This is a genomic window from Acetatifactor muris, from assembly GCF_024623325.1.
Lineage (GTDB): Bacteria > Bacillota > Clostridia > Lachnospirales > Lachnospiraceae > Acetatifactor > Acetatifactor muris.
Genome location: NZ_JANJZD010000007.1, coordinates 74,552 through 93,127 on the forward strand (window position 1 = coordinate 74,552; position 18,576 = coordinate 93,127).

At 49.3% G+C, this 18,576-nt stretch carries 17 protein-coding genes; 5 read left to right on the top strand and 12 right to left on the bottom strand.

Annotation, left to right across the window (positions count from 1 at the left end; genetic code table 11):
• Window positions 1–70 precede the first annotated feature (70 nt).
• Together NSB25_RS08345 and NSB25_RS08350 are read right to left on the bottom strand one after the other, a co-directional pair.
• On the bottom strand, window positions 71–1,108 hold the full coding sequence (locus tag NSB25_RS08345; RefSeq protein WP_103239208.1) for an AIR synthase-related protein: 1,038 nt from the start codon (window positions 1,106–1,108) through the stop codon (window positions 71–73).
• 32 nt (window positions 1,109–1,140) lie between these two features.
• Window positions 1,141–2,631 carry a VanW family protein gene (locus NSB25_RS08350; protein ID WP_103239209.1) on the bottom strand — a complete coding sequence of 497 codons (1,491 nt, stop codon included), beginning with the start codon at window positions 2,629–2,631 and terminating at the stop codon, window positions 1,141–1,143.
• Between the two features lie 327 nt (window positions 2,632–2,958).
• Between NSB25_RS08350 and NSB25_RS08355 the strand changes: the two genes are divergently transcribed.
• Entirely contained in the window at window positions 2,959–3,588 is a 630-nt protein-coding gene (locus NSB25_RS08355) for a hypothetical protein (protein WP_103239210.1), read from the top strand.
• 102 nt (window positions 3,589–3,690) lie between these two features.
• On the opposite strand, the gene NSB25_RS08360 is transcribed toward NSB25_RS08355, so the two are convergent.
• The 7 genes from NSB25_RS08360 to NSB25_RS08390 all read right to left on the bottom strand — a co-directional run bounded on the left by NSB25_RS08360 (window position 3,691) and on the right by NSB25_RS08390 (window position 12,927).
• Window positions 3,691–4,752 carry a PepSY domain-containing protein gene (locus NSB25_RS08360; RefSeq protein WP_172455039.1) on the bottom strand — a complete coding sequence of 354 codons (1,062 nt, stop codon included), beginning with the start codon at window positions 4,750–4,752 and terminating at the stop codon, window positions 3,691–3,693.
• Between the two features lie 34 nt (window positions 4,753–4,786).
• Complete coding sequence (locus tag NSB25_RS08365) at window positions 4,787–6,673, bottom strand: B12-binding domain-containing radical SAM protein (protein WP_103239212.1); 1,887 nt, start codon at window positions 6,671–6,673, stop codon at window positions 4,787–4,789.
• Window positions 6,670–7,524 carry a metallophosphoesterase family protein gene (locus NSB25_RS08370; protein ID WP_103239213.1) on the bottom strand — a complete coding sequence of 285 codons (855 nt, stop codon included), beginning with the start codon at window positions 7,522–7,524 and terminating at the stop codon, window positions 6,670–6,672. Before NSB25_RS08370 ends, NSB25_RS08365 begins: the two co-directional genes overlap by 4 nt.
• Before the next feature lie 27 nt (window positions 7,525–7,551).
• Window positions 7,552–9,054, bottom strand: coding sequence for a UDP-glucose--hexose-1-phosphate uridylyltransferase (galT, locus tag NSB25_RS08375; protein WP_103239321.1), 1,503 nt, complete (start codon window positions 9,052–9,054; stop codon window positions 7,552–7,554).
• Between the two features lie 173 nt (window positions 9,055–9,227).
• Window positions 9,228–10,391 carry a galactokinase gene (locus tag NSB25_RS08380; RefSeq protein WP_103239214.1) on the bottom strand — a complete coding sequence of 388 codons (1,164 nt, stop codon included), beginning with the start codon at window positions 10,389–10,391 and terminating at the stop codon, window positions 9,228–9,230.
• A 149-nt stretch (window positions 10,392–10,540) separates the two neighbouring features.
• On the bottom strand, window positions 10,541–10,939 hold the full coding sequence (locus NSB25_RS08385) for a hypothetical protein (RefSeq protein WP_146040006.1): 399 nt from the start codon (window positions 10,937–10,939) through the stop codon (window positions 10,541–10,543).
• Between the two features lie 71 nt (window positions 10,940–11,010).
• Window positions 11,011–12,927, bottom strand: coding sequence for a hypothetical protein (locus tag NSB25_RS08390; RefSeq protein ID WP_172455040.1), 1,917 nt, complete (start codon window positions 12,925–12,927; stop codon window positions 11,011–11,013).
• Window positions 12,928–13,105: 178 nt separating this feature from the next.
• Here NSB25_RS08390 and NSB25_RS08395 point away from each other — a divergent pair, with 178 nt between their 5' ends.
• Together NSB25_RS08395 and NSB25_RS08400 are read left to right on the top strand one after the other, a co-directional pair.
• Window positions 13,106–13,585: an S-ribosylhomocysteine lyase gene (locus NSB25_RS08395; RefSeq protein ID WP_103239216.1), complete on the top strand. Its 480-nt coding sequence runs from the start codon at window positions 13,106–13,108 to the stop codon at window positions 13,583–13,585.
• Between the two features lie 80 nt (window positions 13,586–13,665).
• Window positions 13,666–14,364, top strand: a complete 699-nt coding sequence (locus NSB25_RS08400) for a 5'-methylthioadenosine/adenosylhomocysteine nucleosidase (protein WP_103239217.1) — start codon at window positions 13,666–13,668, stop codon at window positions 14,362–14,364.
• Between the two features lie 29 nt (window positions 14,365–14,393).
• Here NSB25_RS08400 and NSB25_RS08405 read toward each other — a convergent pair whose 3' ends face one another.
• The 3 genes from NSB25_RS08405 to NSB25_RS08415 form a co-directional block, all read right to left on the bottom strand.
• Window positions 14,394–14,819 (bottom strand): GtrA family protein, encoded by a 426-nt coding sequence (locus NSB25_RS08405; RefSeq protein WP_103239218.1) that lies wholly within the window; start codon window positions 14,817–14,819, stop codon window positions 14,394–14,396.
• Window positions 14,820–14,824: 5 nt separating this feature from the next.
• The gene (locus NSB25_RS08410; RefSeq protein ID WP_103239323.1) at window positions 14,825–15,823 is read right to left on the bottom strand and encodes a D-2-hydroxyacid dehydrogenase; all 999 of its coding nucleotides are present in this window, start codon (window positions 15,821–15,823) and stop codon (window positions 14,825–14,827) included.
• A 214-nt stretch (window positions 15,824–16,037) separates the two neighbouring features.
• The gene (locus tag NSB25_RS08415) at window positions 16,038–16,922 is read right to left on the bottom strand and encodes a hypothetical protein (RefSeq protein ID WP_103239219.1); all 885 of its coding nucleotides are present in this window, start codon (window positions 16,920–16,922) and stop codon (window positions 16,038–16,040) included.
• Window positions 16,923–17,216: 294 nt separating this feature from the next.
• Between NSB25_RS08415 and NSB25_RS08420 the strand changes: the two genes are divergently transcribed.
• Window positions 17,217–17,453, top strand: a complete 237-nt coding sequence (locus NSB25_RS08420; RefSeq protein ID WP_207656151.1) for a TIGR03905 family TSCPD domain-containing protein — start codon at window positions 17,217–17,219, stop codon at window positions 17,451–17,453.
• Between the two features lie 19 nt (window positions 17,454–17,472).
• On the top strand, window positions 17,473–18,540 hold the full coding sequence (locus NSB25_RS08425; RefSeq protein ID WP_103239221.1) for an undecaprenyldiphospho-muramoylpentapeptide beta-N-acetylglucosaminyltransferase: 1,068 nt from the start codon (window positions 17,473–17,475) through the stop codon (window positions 18,538–18,540).
• The last annotated feature ends 36 nt before the right edge of the window (window positions 18,541–18,576 follow it).

Sequence of the window (18,576 nt, forward strand, 5' to 3'; positions counted from 1 at the left end):
TATTCTCCTCTCTTTTTTGTATTTCTGATTTCTCCTGGACCGAACAAATCTGTCAGGCTTAAAAATGCTGTCACAATTCTGTATCCTGCCTGAAAAGCGGCAGCATACTGTCACTCTTCGGTCTGTCCAGATATCGGATTTCTTCTCCGTTCAGCAGAATTCTGTCATTGCTGTCCGTAATTTTTCCCACTGTCACCGCCGGAACACCAGCCATCTCCAGCGCTGCTGTCAGCCCCGGCCCGTCAGATGATATCATAATCAGACAGCCGCCTGACAGAAGTTCATAGGGATTCGCACCACAGCATTCACACACCTCCACGGTCTCCTGACGAAGCGGCAGCCCCCGCATATCCACTGTCAGTCCCACACCGGCTCTCTCGGCCAGCTCCCAGAGTGCCCCGAATATACCCCCTTCCGAGGCGTCGTGCATGAGCGTTGCTCCCTGCTTTACGGCAACCTGCGCCTCGGTCACAATGGATAAATATCGCCCGAAGTGTTCTGCTTCTTCCACAAACCACGCAGGATACCGCCGCAGAAGCTTCTCCCGGTGTCTGCCTGCCAGATATGCCGTTCCTTCCAGTCCAACCCATTTGCTGATTACAATATCCTGCCCCGGCCTGGCATCTCCGGGAACTGCGGATACTTCCCACTTTCTGCCAATCCCCGTCACCGTTGCCACAGGCAGGCTTACTGCCTCTGCAATTCTGGTCTGGCCGCCGGCTATCTGCAGTGACAGTTCCCTGCACTTTTCCTCCGCCTCTGCCATCAGCATTCTCAGCTCGGATTCCTCCGAAGATTCCGGCATCATCAGGCTGATCAGCACAGCGGCCGTCCTCCCGCCTCCCGCCGCAAGATTATTAACACATTTCTGTATCAATGCAGCCATTGTCATAAAAGTCCCCGGAAAGCCCCCTGCACAGCCCGGCATTCCTGCCGGAACAAGAGCCGCTTCCTGCACACAGGATACAATTTCACCCTCCCCGGGAAATGAGAAAGTGGCGCAGTCCACCCCTATCCCCGCGCCACACAACACTTCTCTTCTCTTCGTTTTTATCTGTCGTAAAACAGAACGTTTCAGGACATTTTCCGGCACTTTTCCTGTCTTCATCGCATCCCTCCGCGCCGAAACACATTTTTCAATTATTCATCTCCTATTTCCGGGCTTTCCACAGGAGCCTGGGCCTGAGCGGTCAGAATGGCAATCACATTCTTCACATGATCCACACTGCCTGTACCGATTGCCGCCATGATTTCTTCGTATGCCGCCGGGTCCGCAGTAGCCGTTCCCACAGTGGCACTCCTGGGCACCATTTTATAACTGCTGCTGTTCACCTGTGTGCGGCTGACTTCCTTTCCGCCTTCCAGCACAACTTTCCACAACTGTGCCTTATAGCCCACGTGAGCGCTGTCATACACGATATATCCGATAGGTTGCCCGGGATCCGGATAAATAATATCCGCAGGCGGCTGATTCACTTCCAGGACTTTGCTCTCATAGCGCACCTCCCGGTCGGAAGCCCTCGTCTCCTTACCATAAATGGTAAATGTGATATGTTTGTTGGAAGTAGAACCTTCAATATATACAGGATACTCCAGATTATTGACAAATTTGAAGTCCTTTGACCCTTCTGCTATGGCCGCATCCGCGGAAGGATCCACATAAGTCACAATCATGGAATGATTAAAGCGTTCCGTCACTTCCAGCTCAGCCAGCAGTACCGCATTGTAAAGCGTTGTGGATACCTGGCAGATACCTCCGCCCAGACTGTCCACCACCTTGCCGTTCATATAGGAACCTGCCATGTAATAGCCGTTAGCCTTGGTAAAAGGGGCCACACTCTCATATGCGGAAAACTCGTCTCCGGGATACAGCAAAGTACCGTTGATCAGATTCGCGCCGTTAGACACATTCTGGCTTCTGTTGGATCCGGAAGAAGCATAGGACGTAGTAAATGTCCCCAGAACATCCTTCACCTGCGCCAGTTCTTCCGCCTTTCCCCTGGGCTCCGTCACATCCACATCCAACGCTATCGTGCATGCAGTATGATCCCACTCCTCCGTCAGAAATTTATTTACCTTGTCAATGGAAGTCTCCACATCCAGGGTATAGCCGGTCTTGCCCTCCACTACCTGGAATTCTCCATTCTCCCTGGTCAGCGTGGCGTCCACCGCCTGTACGTCGTACTGAACGCATTTTTCCAGGAGAATATCACTGATCATCTGCAAATTAAACGAAATCTGAATCGGATAAACCAGGTTATCATGCTCCAGATCCTTCAGGACCTTATATCGTTCAATCACATTTCCCCTGGTTCCCACTTCCAGCGCTTCGGATACCAGCTCCGGATTCGCCCAGGTAATACCCAGATCGCCCGCCGTCACCGCCACTTCCGTGTCCCCGGAGGCCAGCAGGGTAATCTCCGTCTCTTTCAGCCCTTCCACATAATCTGTAACCGCCTGCCTTGCTTCTGCCTCGCTCATACCGGACAAATCAATATCGCCTGCAAAGATTCCCTTCTTGACAGAAGTGCTCTCCTGTGCCTTCACAGTCATCCCAATCATAAGCAAACATACAGTCACTGATATTGGAAAACAGACTTTCCTCATCCATTTTTTGATTTTATTTCTCATTATCCGTCACTTCCCATTCCGTGACCGGCCGGCTGCCTGTCACTTTTATACTCTTTTAACTCTTTAAGTATCTCTCCTGCCGCTCAAAGTATTGAATTAATAAACTAAATATGATAGAGTGGGAATGAGCATGGCAAGCACCAGCAAAATCACAATAACTGCAGACACCCTCTGTTTTGTTTTTTTATTATTCATGTTAAACATGGCATACTCCTGTTTCCCTCTTCTGCCGCAGTTCACTCCCGGAGCAGCGGCAGGCACTGTCAATTGGAAATTACTGTTCACCCAATGGACAATAACAACTTTAGCTTATGAAAGGAATTATATATGAATTTAGGATTTTTGGCAAGCTTTATTACCTTTTCCGTACTGATTTCCTACAATGTGAAAAAGCAGGCAAGAAAGAACCGCAGCAGCGAAAAAGACTTCTGGACCCGGGAATCTCAGGCCAATTCCGTCCGCCGCAAACCCCTGGATAATCTGAATTATGTTACCATCCCCCTTGAAAAATTTCCCACCCATCTGATGAATGAGAATGCCGATGTCATGGAGTGTATCGGCATTGTGGAGTCCCTCGCTTCCCGGAAGACCGTGAATCTCACCGGCTGGTCCAACACTGACCTGAAGCTGGAGTACGGCACAGCCAACATCACTGTACTCTCCGAATATGACCAGAATTATACCCTGCTGGTTCGTACTCTGCAGAAATGGTCCGATTTGCTGCTGGAATCCGGTTATGATAAGGAAGCCTCTGTCCTCCTGGAATTTGCCGTCAGCACCAACACAGATATCAGCCGTACGTATTATCAGCTGGCAGATTACTGGATTTCTCAGGGCGAAAGCTTTCGGATTGAGCGCCTGATACGTATTGCCGAAGGTCTCAGATCTGCCAGCAAGGATTCTATCATACGACACCTGAGGCAAAAACTGAAGCAGAGCGAAAAGCAGTTCCCCTGACTACAACCAATAAGTATGAGTATATTTTATGTGCCAAATCGTAAGAACAGAACCGGACAATCAGCCCGGTTCCGTTTCTGTTTCACTTTTTTATTCGCATCCTCAATACCCGCGGTATCCATGATGCGTATGATTCCGGCTGCAGTGGTCGTCATGGTCATAATCAAATTCCAGGATGCTTCCGTCCAGAGCATTTATACAGTATTCAAACTCTTCACATTCTTTCTGAAATTCGATTTCATATTCCGCACGACCGTCATCCCAGTCCAGCTCCGCTTTGGTCAACACCACTTCCTCCAGCCCAAATCCGGCGTCCCCCACCGCTATTTCTTTCGCTCTTTCCAAACCTATATATCCATCCGCATTGTCGGCCCCTCCGCCTGATACAGCCCCGGGAACCTGAAACTGCTCCACACTCTTATCGATTATCATGCCGGTCTCAGCACTAATCTCATATTCATATTCCGCCTCGGCTGTGTAAAATTCAATGTCATATTCCGTCCCTCTGTAGTCCCGGTCCGTTTCCTGTTTGGTGAAAGTCACATCCGTCTCCTTCAGACCGGCATCGGCCAAAGCTGTCGCCTTCGCAGTCTCCAAATCGATTTGCTCCGCCTGATTCCCGGTCTGATTCTGCTCTTCCGAAGGCTGGACATCCACAGGCGCCTGACTGGCATCGGAGTTCTGGTCTCCCTGAGCAGCAGACGCCCCTTCCCGGCCTCCCCGTTCCTGCTGTTCGGATTGCCCTGACTCTGCCGGGCTCTGCGTTGCTGACTGTTCAGTTCCCTCTGGGATCTGCGCTGTCGACTGCTCAGTTCCCTCTGGGGTCTGCATGGAGAGCGCCTGAATTTTCACTCCTTCCACGGTTCCGGTAACAGCATCAATCTCATATTGGTAAGAATGGTCGGAACCGTTGAACGCAATTTCGTAATAATTTTCTCCGCCATCCTTCTTCAGCTCCTGCTTCATAAGGACAATGTCCTCCATTTTCAGTCCCGCATCTGCCAGAGCGTACTCCAGAGCCGCATTTCTGTCCATGGTTTCTTCCTTATGATTACCTACGGCACAGGCAGTAGATGTTCCCGCAACAGTCAGAACCAGAAGCATACATACCGCTTTTATGGCTGTCTTCCGAAAAGATGAAACTATACTTCTAATCTCTTTCATGGTAAATACTCCTCCGCAACAAAGATTATATAGATTATACCTCATTTTCTGTCTGTCTGCAAACCACATGACATGTCTCCGCTTCAGAATTCAGCGGATTCCTTCTCCGGTAGTCGAACAAAACAAATTCTGCCTTACGCTCCCTGTCATTCCTGGTATTTTCCGTCCCGGTGCTCTCATATAATTCAGCCACCTGCTCCCTGTCCCATACCGGCCAGAAAAAAGGCTCCAAATGCGTCATCTTACTCAGCTGCTTTCCGTCATACCCTGCATAATCCGGCAGATACCTCCGTGTCCTCTCCTCTTCCTGATAAAAATCACGGATGCTTTCCCGATACCCGGACAAATCCACCGCAAATACCGGCCTGCTCTTCACTTTCTCCCGCAGATACATGTCATATGTCAGAAATTCCCTGTATACGGCTTCTCTTTTCTCATCATATTTTAATGCAAATGCAAACAGCACCTGATAACGGTAACTCCGCGCAGGACTTGCTTTAAAATATCCGTTTTCCCCGTAAAACTCAGCCATTTTCTCATACATTACAAAAGGATTCGAAAATGCTTTCTCCAGAAACGGCAGCGTATGCGTAAACTGTCCGCTGTTGTAATAAATCTCCACCATCTCTTCAATCCGCTTCAGTTTCAGCACGTCCTCAAAGGAAAGCCATCTGGTATACAACACTTCATAGGGCGGCTGAGCCCGGTAGACAATCCCATACTCCTCAGCCCTCTCCCACATCTCCGAGCCTTTAAGTACCTTCAGGAATCCCAGCTGCAGCTGTTCAGGTCTCATACGGTAAACCCGGTCAAAAGATCTTCCAAAGCTCTCGTAGTTCTCATAGGGAAGACCTGCTATCAGATCCAGGTGTTGATGGACATTTCCGCCTCTGCCAATGGACGCCACAATTTTTTCCAGCTTCTCCGGCTCTGTCACCCGCCGGATGGCCTTCAGTGTCCCGGGATTCGTTGACTGAACACCGATTTCCAGCTGTACCAGCCCCGGCCGCAGACGCCCCAGCAGTTCTATTTCGTCTTCCCTCAGAATATCAGCCGAAATTTCAAAATGAAAATTTGTGACACCATTGTCATGTTCTTCCAGATAGCTCCAGATGGCCATTGCATGCTCATAATTGCAATTGAAAGTCCTGTCTATAAATTTTACCTGCTTTACTCTGTTATCCAGGAAAAACTGCAGTTCCTTTTTTATGACATTTATGTCACGAAAACGCAGCTGCTTTTCCAGAGAAGACAGACAATAACTGCAGAGAAAAGGGCAGCCTCTGCTGCTCTCATAATAAATAATTCTGTTCTCAAAAAGGGACAGGTCCTGATAAAGAAAAGGAATGTCATCCAGTTTCACCTGTGCCCGGGGTGGCGTTGCCCCCGACCTCAGATACAGCCCCGGAATTTTCTTCCACTGTGCCTCCACATTCCAGTATCCGGCTTCCGCCCGGGCCGATAGTCCCTGTATCCCTCCGGGCCGCTGCTTTTCCGCCGCTTCACCGCATTCCTCTCCGGCGCCGCCACAGCGCACATAAGTCTCCAGCAGCTCTTTGAATGTCGCCTCCCCTTCACCCACCATAATCCCGGTAACCTGCAGATATTTCTGCAGAATATTCTCTGCATCCCAGGATACCTCCGGACCGCCCAGCCAGATATCCGTCTCCGGCAGCAGCTTTGCCAGTTCCGTCAGAAGCTCCTGAATCAATCTCCAGTTCCAGATGTAGCAGGAAAAACCAGCCACATCAGGTTTCCTCTCATAAATATCCGCGAGAATTTCCTCCATGGGCTGATTGATCGTATATTCTGCCAGTTCCACATACTGTTGCAGCTTCGCTCCCGCATAAGCCCGCAGGCTGTATATGGCAGGGTTGGAATGAATATATTTTGCATTCACTGCCACCAGTAAAAATTTCATAATCCGAATCTTTCCTCCAGCCTGTTCCACACTTCTTCCGGCATTTCCGCAATGGACCGCACCTCTGTCCTTTTTGCCTCTTCATCCATGGCGACAATGCATTTAAAGAAATAGTTTACCCCTGTGACCAGGCTTTTCTTCACCGCCTTATTCAGGGTCATTCCCAGTTCATCCACACCGCTCTCCGCAAAAGCCCCCAGATATCCCTCCACGTCATAAGAAATGGACTTAAATTCTGCCTCCCAGCCATTCCGGCTCCCTGTCAGTATGGCGAACTGCGCCCGCCTGCCCACATTGTCAACGGCAAATCCCAGTGAACCGGGATTGATATACGTTTTCCCATAGAGCACCGCTTTCTCCTGGTGATGACTGTGTCCGCCCAGCAGACAGCCATAAGCCAGCTCCTTCAGCACCTCCTCCATAAGCCCCGGTTCCTCATGAACATTCCCCCGCACTTTTCCGGGCACCCCATGACAAATATACAGCGAAGGACAGCCTTCGATTGCCACTTCCCGCTCTGTGGGGAAAGAAGCCAGAAAAGCCATATCTTCCTGTGTCAGACGCCTGAGTGTATAATACAGCGTGCCGTTGGCAGATGACGGTTTCCATCCCTCCCTGTTGTCTGTATTATTCAGCAGATAGTCCTCCCTGTTGCCCCGGATGATATAGCAGGTATATTTTTCACTTATCTCCCGCAGATATTTTACAGTCCTCTCCGGATAGGGACCGTCCGTCACATAATCTCCCAGCGCAATTACACCGTCTACCGGATTCTCCCTGATATATGCCAGGAAAGCCTCCAGAGCCTTATAATTTCCATGTATGTCACTGATTAACGCATATTTTGCCATGGCTCTCTCCTGTAATTCTTCTGTCGTTTACAGGCTCTGTATAAATCTGTCAAATGCCTGCTGGCCCTCGGGTGTTCTCTTATACACCCCGGCATCCTCCAACACCTCCATGAACACCAGGCCGATTTCTTTCTCAATGACATCATCAATATTTGACGCATCCATATGATCATATCCTGAGCTGAATTCCTCCACCCAGTCCGCATGTTTGGCCAGCACCTGGTCGGAGCGCAGGTCTGCCCCGGACACAATAGCCGCTTTCAGCTGCGCCATTTCATCCTTCAGACGGGCTGGCAGCACCGCCAGTCCCATGACCTCTATGAGACCTATATTCTCCTTTTTGATATGATGCAGCTTTGCATGGGGATGGTATACCCCCAGAGGATGTTCCTCCGTTGTGATATTGTTTCTCAGCACCAGGTCCAGTTCAAAGTTCTCTCCCCGCCTCCTTGCGATGGGAGTGATGGTGTTGTGAGGTTCCCCGTCTGTACAGGCGTAGACAAAAGCCTGCTCATCCGTATACCTGCGCCACTTGTCCAGAATTCTGTCCGCCAGGGCAATGATGCGGGCTGTATCCGGACCGTTCAGCCGTATCACCGACATGGGCCATCTGACCACGCCCGCGTTCACATCCTCAAACCCTTCCACTGTGAAGCTTCTCTCCACAGGCGCCTTCGCCATGGCAAATTCGTAATGGCCCCCCTGAAAATGATCATGGCTTAAAATGGAACCGCCCACAATCGGCAGGTCCGCATTGGACCCCACAAAATAATGGGGAAACTGCTTGACAAAATCAAACAGCTTGACAAACGTGTCATGGTCGATTTTCATAGGCACATGCTGAAAATTAAACACGATACAGTGCTCATTATAGTAGACATAGGGAGAATACTGAAAGCCCCACTGGCTGCCGTTGATGGTCACCGGAATAATCCTGTGATTCTGCCTGGCCGGATGGTTCAGCCTGCCCGCATACCCTTCGTTCTCTCTGCACAGCAGACATTTCGGATACCCGGACTGCTTCGCATTTCTGGCGGCAGCAATGGCCTTCGGATCCTTCTCCGGCTTGGACAGATTGATGGTAATGTCCAGGTCACCGTATTTGGTAGGCACAATCCATTTTCTGTCCCTGGCGATGCGGTACCTTCTGATATAATCGGAATCCCTGCTGAGCTTATAATAATAATCCGTCGCCGCTCTGGGCGATTCTGTCTCATACAGTTCCCGGAATCTTATGATTACCTCGCTGGGCCTGGGCATCAGCAGACTCATCACTTTAGTGTCAAACAAATCCCGATACACCACCCCGTTCCCGGCAATAAATCCATTTTCATATGCATAATCGCACATACGGTTCAAAACCGCCTCCAGGTCCTCCGTCTTCACCCCTTCCGGTTCCAGTGACTCTTCCGTCTCGTCCAACCCGAACAGCTCCAGCAGCCTGTTGGTGGTAAAGACCACATCCTCTGTGGGAACCAGTCCTGTCTGTACGCCGTAAGAAACCAGTTTCCTGATATCTGACTGAATCATTTTGCTCTCCTCGCTTTCCCTTCTCCGCCACATTCTCCATGCCATTTATGTCATCTGCCGGCCATCTGCAATCCTTTTCCACACTGCGGCCTCACGCTCACAGCTTCTCTGTGCTGACACCGGGCAGCTGGCAGCCCCCCGGCTGCTGTCTCTATGGATACACGCATGGAACCTTACAGTGTCACAGGCCCGTTCCCTACTTCCACCACATAGAAGTCCGCAGCATAACCGATTTTGGCTTCATAAGCCTTACCCACTTTATCAATAAATCCGTCGATGGCTTCGTCCTTCACAATACTCACCGTACAGCCGCCGAAACCTGCGCCCGTCATCCTGGAGCCGATAACGCCTTCAATCTTCCAGGCTTCTTCCACCAACGTATCCAGCTCAATGCCTGTCACTTCATAATCATCCCTCAGCGATACATGGGATTCATTCATGAGCTTTCCGAAAAGCGCCACGTTATCCGCTTTCAGTGCTTCCACCGCACGGATGGTGCGCTGATTCTCATAAACCGCATGCTTTGCGCGCCTTCTGCGCACATCGCTCTCAATGGCAGATGCATACTTTTCAAAGGTTTCTTCGTCCAGGTCACCCAGGCCCTTGATTTCCACAACCTTCTGCAGTTCTGCCAGCGCAGTCTCACATTCGCTGCGGCGCTCATTATATTTGGAATCGCCCAGGCCACGCTTCTTGTTGCTGCTGGCAATGACAATCTTCGCCCCTTTCAGCGCGATAGGTGCATATTCAAATGACAGGTCCGCTGTGTCCAGGAAAATGGCATTGTCCTTCTTTCCCATGGCAATGGCAAACTGGTCCATAATGCCGCAATTTACTTTATTAAAGTTATTCTCCGCATACTGACCGATCAGAGCCAGTTCCTGATTGCTCACCTCGAACCCGAAGAAATCTCTCAGAATATAACCTGTCAGAATCTCTACGGACGCGGAGGAAGACAGCCCCGAGCCGTTGGGAATGTTTCCATACAGCAGCAGGTCCATTCCAAAGGGTACTTTCATCCCTTTCTCTCCGAAAGCCCACATTACGCCCTTGGGATAATTTGTCCAGCCTGCTTCTTTGGCGGGCACCAGTTCCTCCAGAGAAGATTCGATGACACCCAGCTTTTCAAAATTCATGGAGTAAAAGCGCAGCCTGTTATCCTCTCTCCGTCTGGCTGCCCCGTATGTTCCAATGGTCAGCGCACAGGGAAATACATGCCCGCCGTTATAGTCGGTATGTTCTCCGATGAGGTTGACCCTGCCTGGTGCAAAATAGCATTTCACACCTTCCGCATCCCCAAATACTTCCTGAAATTTCTTCAAAATTGTCTCTTTCATTCTGATAACCCTGCCTTTCTGTAACCTGTACCGGTATCTGCATGCAGCCCTTATGGTGCATATGCTTTCTTCCTGCCTTTATTATACACGGATAAACCGGAGGATTGCCACATCCATTTGTTTTTTGAACCTGTCAAAATGTTAACATGTTACTGTTCAGAACCTGGTCCCGTCGCTCTGCCCTCCGAAATGTCGGGTGAACACACCCCTGCGTGAATGACAGAACAGATTTTCTCTATCGCTTTTTCCGCCGTATGCTGTTTTATCAGGCCCTCCCTCGCATATCCTGCGAAATCCAGACTGTCCCCTGACAGTCTCACCGCCACTACTGCTTCATTCATATCCGCCGCACCTGCCATTATCGAAATGACATATATTTTCTTCCTGAAATCTTCTTCCAGGATCTTCCCCTGGCCCAGCAGGGAATCTCTTAACTGCGCAAATGTCTGCTTCGTCACCGTCGTATGTCTGAAGATTATTCCTTTTTCCTTTCCCCCGGTGTACATTATCACCTTTTCCGACAAACTCCTGTATGCTTCTGTTCTCATTTTCTCTTTCCCAATGATTTTCCCTCTGTTCTCATAACAGTTCGGGCAGGTCACTGAACGGTTGCCTGCCTTCACACTGGCATGGTACTGTCACCTGTTGGCGCCCTGTCGATGCTGTCTGATATCTCTTCCAGAACCTCCTTTAACCCCTTTGCCATCTGTTTATCCGATACCGCCCTGATGCGTTTTCGTTTTTTGATTTCTTTTTCAATGAGGGGTTCCAGCAATTGACGCGCAAATTTTTTTCTGTGAGAGCTTGCAAACATATCTTTCAGCATTTTCCCGTCCAGCTTCCTGCTCAGTTCTTCTACAATTTTCTCAGCTTCCTTTTGATTCAAAAGGTAATCCTGTGCAAGTTCTTCGAATTCTTTCTGAATGATTCCCACCATCTCATCTGCATCATCTTCAATGAAATTATTCAGAACCGCACCTGTGGCTTTTCCGGCAGCGGCTCCGCCTGCAATGGAGCCAATCAGGCCTCCCACGATAGTGCCCACTCCCGGAAGAATCGCTGAGCCGACGGCGGCCCCTCCCAGCCACCCGCCGGTTCCTCCTGCCACAGTTGACGCTGTGTTCGCCAGATTCTTAAACAACTGTTTTCCGGATATTCTGCCTCTGAAAATGTTGGCAATATCAAAAGATGATAAAACCACCACTGTCACACCTGCCGTAATCACATTTCCTCTCAGCAGCTTCGCCGCACTTTTCATTGCCGCAGCGCCATAAATCTTGCTCCCGCTTCTGAAGGCATTAATCAGCACAGCGGATGCCTTTGGGCCCATAAAAGCCACAATTACCTCTGAACTTCCCACAAGCGCACTGTTCAATCCTGCCTTTGAAAGCTGACTGGCAATAATTGTTGTGACAAATGCGGTACCGCCTACCTTGAGTCCCGAATAAGTAGCCGCCTTAATAGAAGAATTAAAATCTTCTCCGCTCCACAAATTTACAGCAAGAGTAATTACCGCTGTCACTCCAAATGCCGATGTGGCAATAATTGCGCCGTTGACAGCATCATATGTCAGAGACTCTACTGTCCCTGCCTTAGCAATATTCTTCGCCTGTTCATATGTAAAATGTCCTTTCCGGACAATATTCTTTGCTTCTTCCGGGTCTGTGATACCCGGCATTTTTCCCTCCCGGATCTTCTCCTCCATCGCTTTTACGGCTGCGTCATACTTATCCGACGGAACCTCTATCTGCATGGGCTTTCCATCCACCCAGTATCTGAAGTTTCCCTCTTTGTCAAAGCATTCATTCACACACGCAGAACCACTTTTACAGTATTTGGACTGGATGGCAACCCCGTCAACAATCCTGTCTGCGCCGTTCTTGATATTGTCGTCTCCTACTATCTTCGCGTCGTGCCCTGTGAGCCTGTCATACAGAGTGTTGGCACGTTCCGCGGCAAAACCATGCCCCTGTCTGCCATGAAATTTCTCTTCCTCATAAGATTTATTGACCTGGCCATGTGCCGCCACTGCTATCCCGCCTGCCACGGCTCCTTCATATTTTCTGCTCTCCTCATGAGACACCTGCTCTTTGGTTCCTGCGGAAGCTGCATCCCCGCAATCCAGCAAATCTTTAAAAAAGTGATATAGCGGGGTCTTGTTAAGTCCACAGTTTGTCCAGATCACTTCGCTTCCATCACGCATCTGAAACCGAAGTTTATTGTCCCCGTCCTTCTTCCCCATGTCAATCAGTTCAACATCCTCTATGTCCTCATACCGAAGCTTCCTGGGAGTATCCAGAATCTCAAGGTAATATACCATTGTGTCCGTAAAAATATACCCGTTTTTTCCGTTCCCTGTAACCGTTGTATCATAAAATCCGAGTACACTTTCTCTGTCCAGATCCGGAGCAAACTTTTTTATTGCATTCTCCATCTTCCTGGCGGCAATGTTTCCCTTCATTTCAAATCCGTATGATGACTGAATCCCGGTATAGTACTTTTCCAGCAGCTTTAATCTTTCCTCATATTGTCCCATATACGTCCTTCTCCTCCAACGCTTTTGTGCAAAAGCAATCACCGAATTCAATCTACCATAATCCTCTGCCCATGTCAATTTCGTGGGTTTATTCGCTTAAAAACATTGACTTTTCCTGTTATTATAAATACAATAAAAAGGCGGAACTGCCGCCAGAATAAAAGAAAGGATTCCCATTATGGAAAAAATAGCAAGCTTCACCATAGACCACATTAAATTACAGCCCGGTGTATATGTATCGCGTAAAGATAACATAGGCGCCGAAATCATTACCACTTTTGACCTGCGCATGACCAGCCCCAACGAAGAGCCGGTCATGAACACCGCAGAGGTACATACCATTGAACACCTGGGTGCTACCTTTTTGAGAAACCATCCGGTATATGGGAAGAAAACCATCTACTTTGGCCCCATGGGATGCCGCACCGGCTTTTATCTGCTGCTGGCCGGAGATCTTTCATCACAGGATATCGTACCGCTGATTACACAGATGTATGAGTTCATCCGGGACTACAGGGACGAAGTCCCCGGCGCTTCCGCGAAGGACTGCGGAAATTACCTGGATATGAACCTTCCCATGACAAATTATCTGGCAAAGAGATATCTGGAAAATGTGTTGTACAATATTGATGACAGCCGCCTGGTTTACCCGCAGTAAAAAGGACGGAAACCGAAAATGCTTCCGGAAAGGGGAACCGGAGTAAGCGTTGCAGAACGATAAACAGGAGAACATAAAATATGAGCAGGACAGGAATTATAGGCGCAATGGAGCTGGAAGTGGAACAGCTGATTGCAGAACTGGAAAACGATAAGATTATCAAAAAGGCAGGAATGGATTTCCATGAAGGGCTTCTCAACGGCGCTTCTGTTATCATTGTCCGCTGCGGCATCGGGAAAGTAAACGCGGCGCTCTGTGTACAGATTCTGGCAGATATCTTCCATGTGACCCATGTCATCAATACCGGTGTGGCCGGTTCCCTGAATGCAGAACTGGACATTGGAGACATTCTGATTTCAAAGGATGCTCTGCACCATGACATGGATGTGACAATTTTCGGGTATCAGCCGGGAGAGGTTCCTCAGATGGGATTCCGGGAATTCAAGGCGGACGAATCGCTCATTTCCCTGGCGGAAGCCGCCTGCCGAAAGGCAAATCCGGATGTAAGCGTAGTCCTGGGCCGGGTGGTCAGCGGAGACCAGTTTATTTCCAGCAAAGATATGAAAGAGCATCTGATTTCCGCATTCCAGGGTGACTGCGCGGAGATGGAAGGCGCTTCCATCGCGCACGGCGCTTATCTCAACGGCATTCCTTTTGTCATTATCCGGGCCATATCGGACAAGGCGGATGACAGTGCGGAAATGGATTATCCCACCTTTGAGAAAGCCGCGGCAAAGCACTCTGCCGCTCTGGTCAGAGAAATGGTCAGGGAAATTTAACCCTGACCACATGGTGTTTAACGGGAAGTTCATTTCCTGTTAAACACAAAAAGCTTGCTGAACACATAATTTGCAATGGTTACCAGCACTGCGGAAACCACGCTTCCCACCACCAGATTCACATTCAGGACAGTGAATATCTGCATCACCACCACGTCCAGAATCAAAGTGGACACCCTGGAGAGCACGAACTTAGGCGCCTCCTTTGCCATGGGCTTCTCGCTTTTAAAGACAAATCTCCTGTTGGTAAAATAGGCGAAGATCACACCCGCCACCCAGTTGATTATGCTGAGTACCCCGTTCTGAAAGTGGTCCGGATGCATGGTATTGCCGAACAGTACCGCGTTGGCGGCAAACTTTGCCGTCCAGGCCACTATGGTCGTCAATACCCCCACAATCAGATATACAATAATTTCCTCATATTTTCTGTAAAGTAGTCTCAGTTTTTCTATCATTGGTTTTATTTCGTTCCTCCGTTTGTTCCGGCAGTCTGTCTCCCTGCATTCACCACATTTCTCTCCTGGCCCCTCAGAAACGCGGCGATATTTTTACACGCCTCCTGCACGCATCGGGTACGGGCCTCCACACTGGCCCAGGCCAGATGCGGCGTGATAATCAGTCTGTTACTGTCCTTCAGAAGGCTAAGCGGATTGTCCTGCTCCAGCGGCTCCTTTTCCACCACGTCCAGACCCGCAGCAGCAATCTCCCCGTTAACCAGCGCCTCATACAAATCTGTGTTATTCACCACAGGGCCCCTGGCCACATTCAGAAGTACCGCCGTCTTCTTCATCCTTTTCAGCGCGGACGCATCAATATAATTGCGTGACAGCGGACTCAGCGGACAGTGCAGCGACAGAAAATCGCTCTCTCCAAGCAGTGTATCCTTATCCACCCTGCGATATTCCGTCCTGCTGCCGCTTCCAGTGACAGAACAGCAGATCACTTTGCATCCGAATGCCTCCGCAATCTTCGCCACTCTTCTGCCGATGTTTCCCATCCCCACTATGCCCCAGGTCTTCCCTTCCAGCTCATAAAACGGCAGATCAAAATTGGAAAAGCGCGTCTGAGCACTGTACGCGCCTGATTTCACATACTGATCATAATAAAACAGCTTCTGACTCAGCGCAAGCGCCATAGCAAAAGTATGCTGTGCCACCATGCCGGTGCAATAATCCCGCACATTGGTGACCTTAATGCCTCTGGAACTGCAGTATTCCAGATCACAGTTGTCATAACCGGTGGCAAATTCGCAGATCAGTTTTACCTTCTCCGCCCCGCTGAGAGTCTTCTCACACAACGGTGACTTATTGGCAATCACAATATCCGCATCCCGGACTCTCTCCCGCACTTCCTCTTCCGTCACTGTATTCTCGTAAATTACAACTTCTCCAAACGCACGTACCTCTTCCACTGACACATCCGTGCCCACACTGTTTCTCTCCAGAATAACGATTTTCATGTATACTCCCTGGTTCCTTTCACTGATGTCCCACCCGGTTACACAGCCAAAAGCCTGCGAACTTTTCTCCGCAGGCTCCCATACTGACACGTAAAATCAAACATGCTCACATTGCAATCCGTAATGCATCTGACAGGTCACTCCCTGCACTCCGGATTAAGCGCCATACAGCTTTTCCTAAGTGTAGCAAAGTTATATGACAAATTCAAGTATTTTATGTAAGGAACTCCTTCAGCAATGCCTCCAGTTCCTCCGCCGTCACCGCCGCGGAATCCTCAGGCGAATCATTTTCGTTCTGGGGCATCTGTATGGCAGGTGCCTGCGCATCAGCCGGCATGGCAGTATATATCTGTTCTGCCGTCTCCTCCACTTCCGGTGCGGCATTCAGCTCTTCCCCGCCAGCCGCCAGCCGGTTTCCGATAGGCATCAGTTCCACTGTCCGTCTTCCCTGGGGACGCACCAGGCCCCTGTTTCCTCTGCGGTTTCTTCCTCTGCCGCTTCTGCCGCCCTGCACACGCCCGTAGTTTTCCGTTTTTTCCTCAAAAGCGGATTCTCCGTACAGCATTTCGATATCCTGCCTGGTTACCTCAATACGCGGCGAAAGGTGATTCTCCAGATAATCCACCAGATTTATTTTCAGAATCCGCTTCTTCCCCCGCACATCCACAACCGTCGATACACTGAAATACACATACAGCCCGAAAAAGCTTACAATGTAAAACGGCAGAACGTCTCCTACTGTACGTCCCTCCACAATGCTTTTACAGACTCCGATTCCGGAACAGACCACAGACAACAGCATCAGCTGGCCGGAAAGATGATAAAGCGTCTCAAAAGACAGATGTCCCAATGACATTCGATTCAGGAACTTGTCCACAAAAACGGGTATGTTGGCAACGCCGTTGCTCAGCTGATAACAGCTGGCAAATTTCGTCTTACATTGTTTTAACAGTCTGTTCTTCGTGGAAGCCATATTATCTGCCTCCTTTATCATATTCCGGTAAAGCAGTCCCAGGAATATCCGAAGGATAATACTGCTCCCCAGAAAAAGAAACATAAAAACCGATATCAGTTTTTCCTCCTGAAATATACGAAACATATTGCGCCTCCTCTCACTGTTGCAACGCATGGACCAGGCAGGATCACCTTAACAGTTCACACAAAATCTGAACTGCCGCATTCCATCCTGTAAATCCAGTATAACGTATCAATATTCATGTTTACAGAATTTTTCGTCGCATTTTTCTCTCTTTTTCCGACAAAAAATTTCAGTATATGCATCTTTTTTCCGCCCCCTCACAAAAATTTATATCCCTCGATTGCAGAATGACGAAAAATCTGATAGAATATATCGTAACGTATAAAATTAAAGGAGATGAGTTCCATGGATTCACTGAAATACACAACACAAGGCACATGTTCGAGAGAAATTGATATTAAATTAAAGGACGGTGTCATCGATTCCGTTATGTTTACCGGTGGCTGTCACGGCAACCTGCAGGGCGTCAGTGCCCTGGTAAAGGGGATGAAGCCGGAAGAGGCCATTTCCAGATTAAAGGGCATCCGGTGCGGCACAAAATCTACTTCCTGTCCGGATCAGCTGGCATTGGCTCTTGAAAAAATGATATAACTTCCGAAAGGCTTGGCATATGAAAAAAATCGTTTTGACAGGCGGGGGCAGCGCGGGACATGTTACCCCCAATATAGCTCTGCTTCCCTCTCTGAAGGACGCCGGCTACGAAATTACTTATATGGGTTCTTATGACGGTATGGAAAAAAGGCTGATCGGCGATTTTGATCTGCCCTATGTTGGCATTTCCACCGGCAAGTTCCGCCGATATCTGGACTTGAAGAATTTTACAGACCCTTTTCGTGTCATAAAAGGCTTCTCGGAAGCCAGGAAATTCCTGAAGTCTTACAGGCCAAATGTCGTTTTCTCAAAGGGCGGTTTTGTCTCCGTTCCGGTAGTCCGTGCCGCTGCTTCTCTGGATATTCCGTGTATTATTCACGAGTCCGACATGACACCGGGCCTTGCCAACAGAATGTGCATTTCTGCCGCCAGAAAAGTCTGCTGTAATTTCCCGGAAACGATTCAGAATCTTCCTGGGGAGAAAGCCGTGCTCACCGGTTCTCCCATCCGGGCGGAACTGGCCCAGGGGAATAAACTTGCCGGCCTGGACATGTGCGGATTCAGCGCCAACAAACCTGTCATTATGGTAATCGGCGGAAGTCTGGGCGCCGCCAATGTCAATAAGGCAATCCGCTCCGCACTTCCCAGACTGCTCACAGATTTTCAGGTGGTCCACATCTGCGGAAAGGACAAAATAGACAATCTGCTCCTGAATACCGCAGGATATAAACAGTTCGAATATGTAAAAGCGGAACTGAAAGATTTATTTGCCATGGCAGACCTGGTTATTTCCCGGGCCGGCGCCAACGCCATCTGTGAACTGCTGGCATTAAAGAAGCCAAATATCCTGATACCGCTTCCTGCCTCCAGCAGCCGTGGAGATCAGCTGCTCAATGCAAAATCCTTTGAAGCCCAGGGGTTTTCCATTGTCATCAATGAAGACGACCTGACCACAGACCTTCTGCTGGATAAGGTGCACGAGCTTTATTTCTCCAGGCAGACCTTCCGCAATGCCATGAACGACAGCGGACAGATGGATTCCATCCGGACGATCCTGCGTCTTATCGAAGAGGTGGCTCTGCCTTGAAATCCGCCTGCATCCATTCAGGCTTTGGCGGCATAT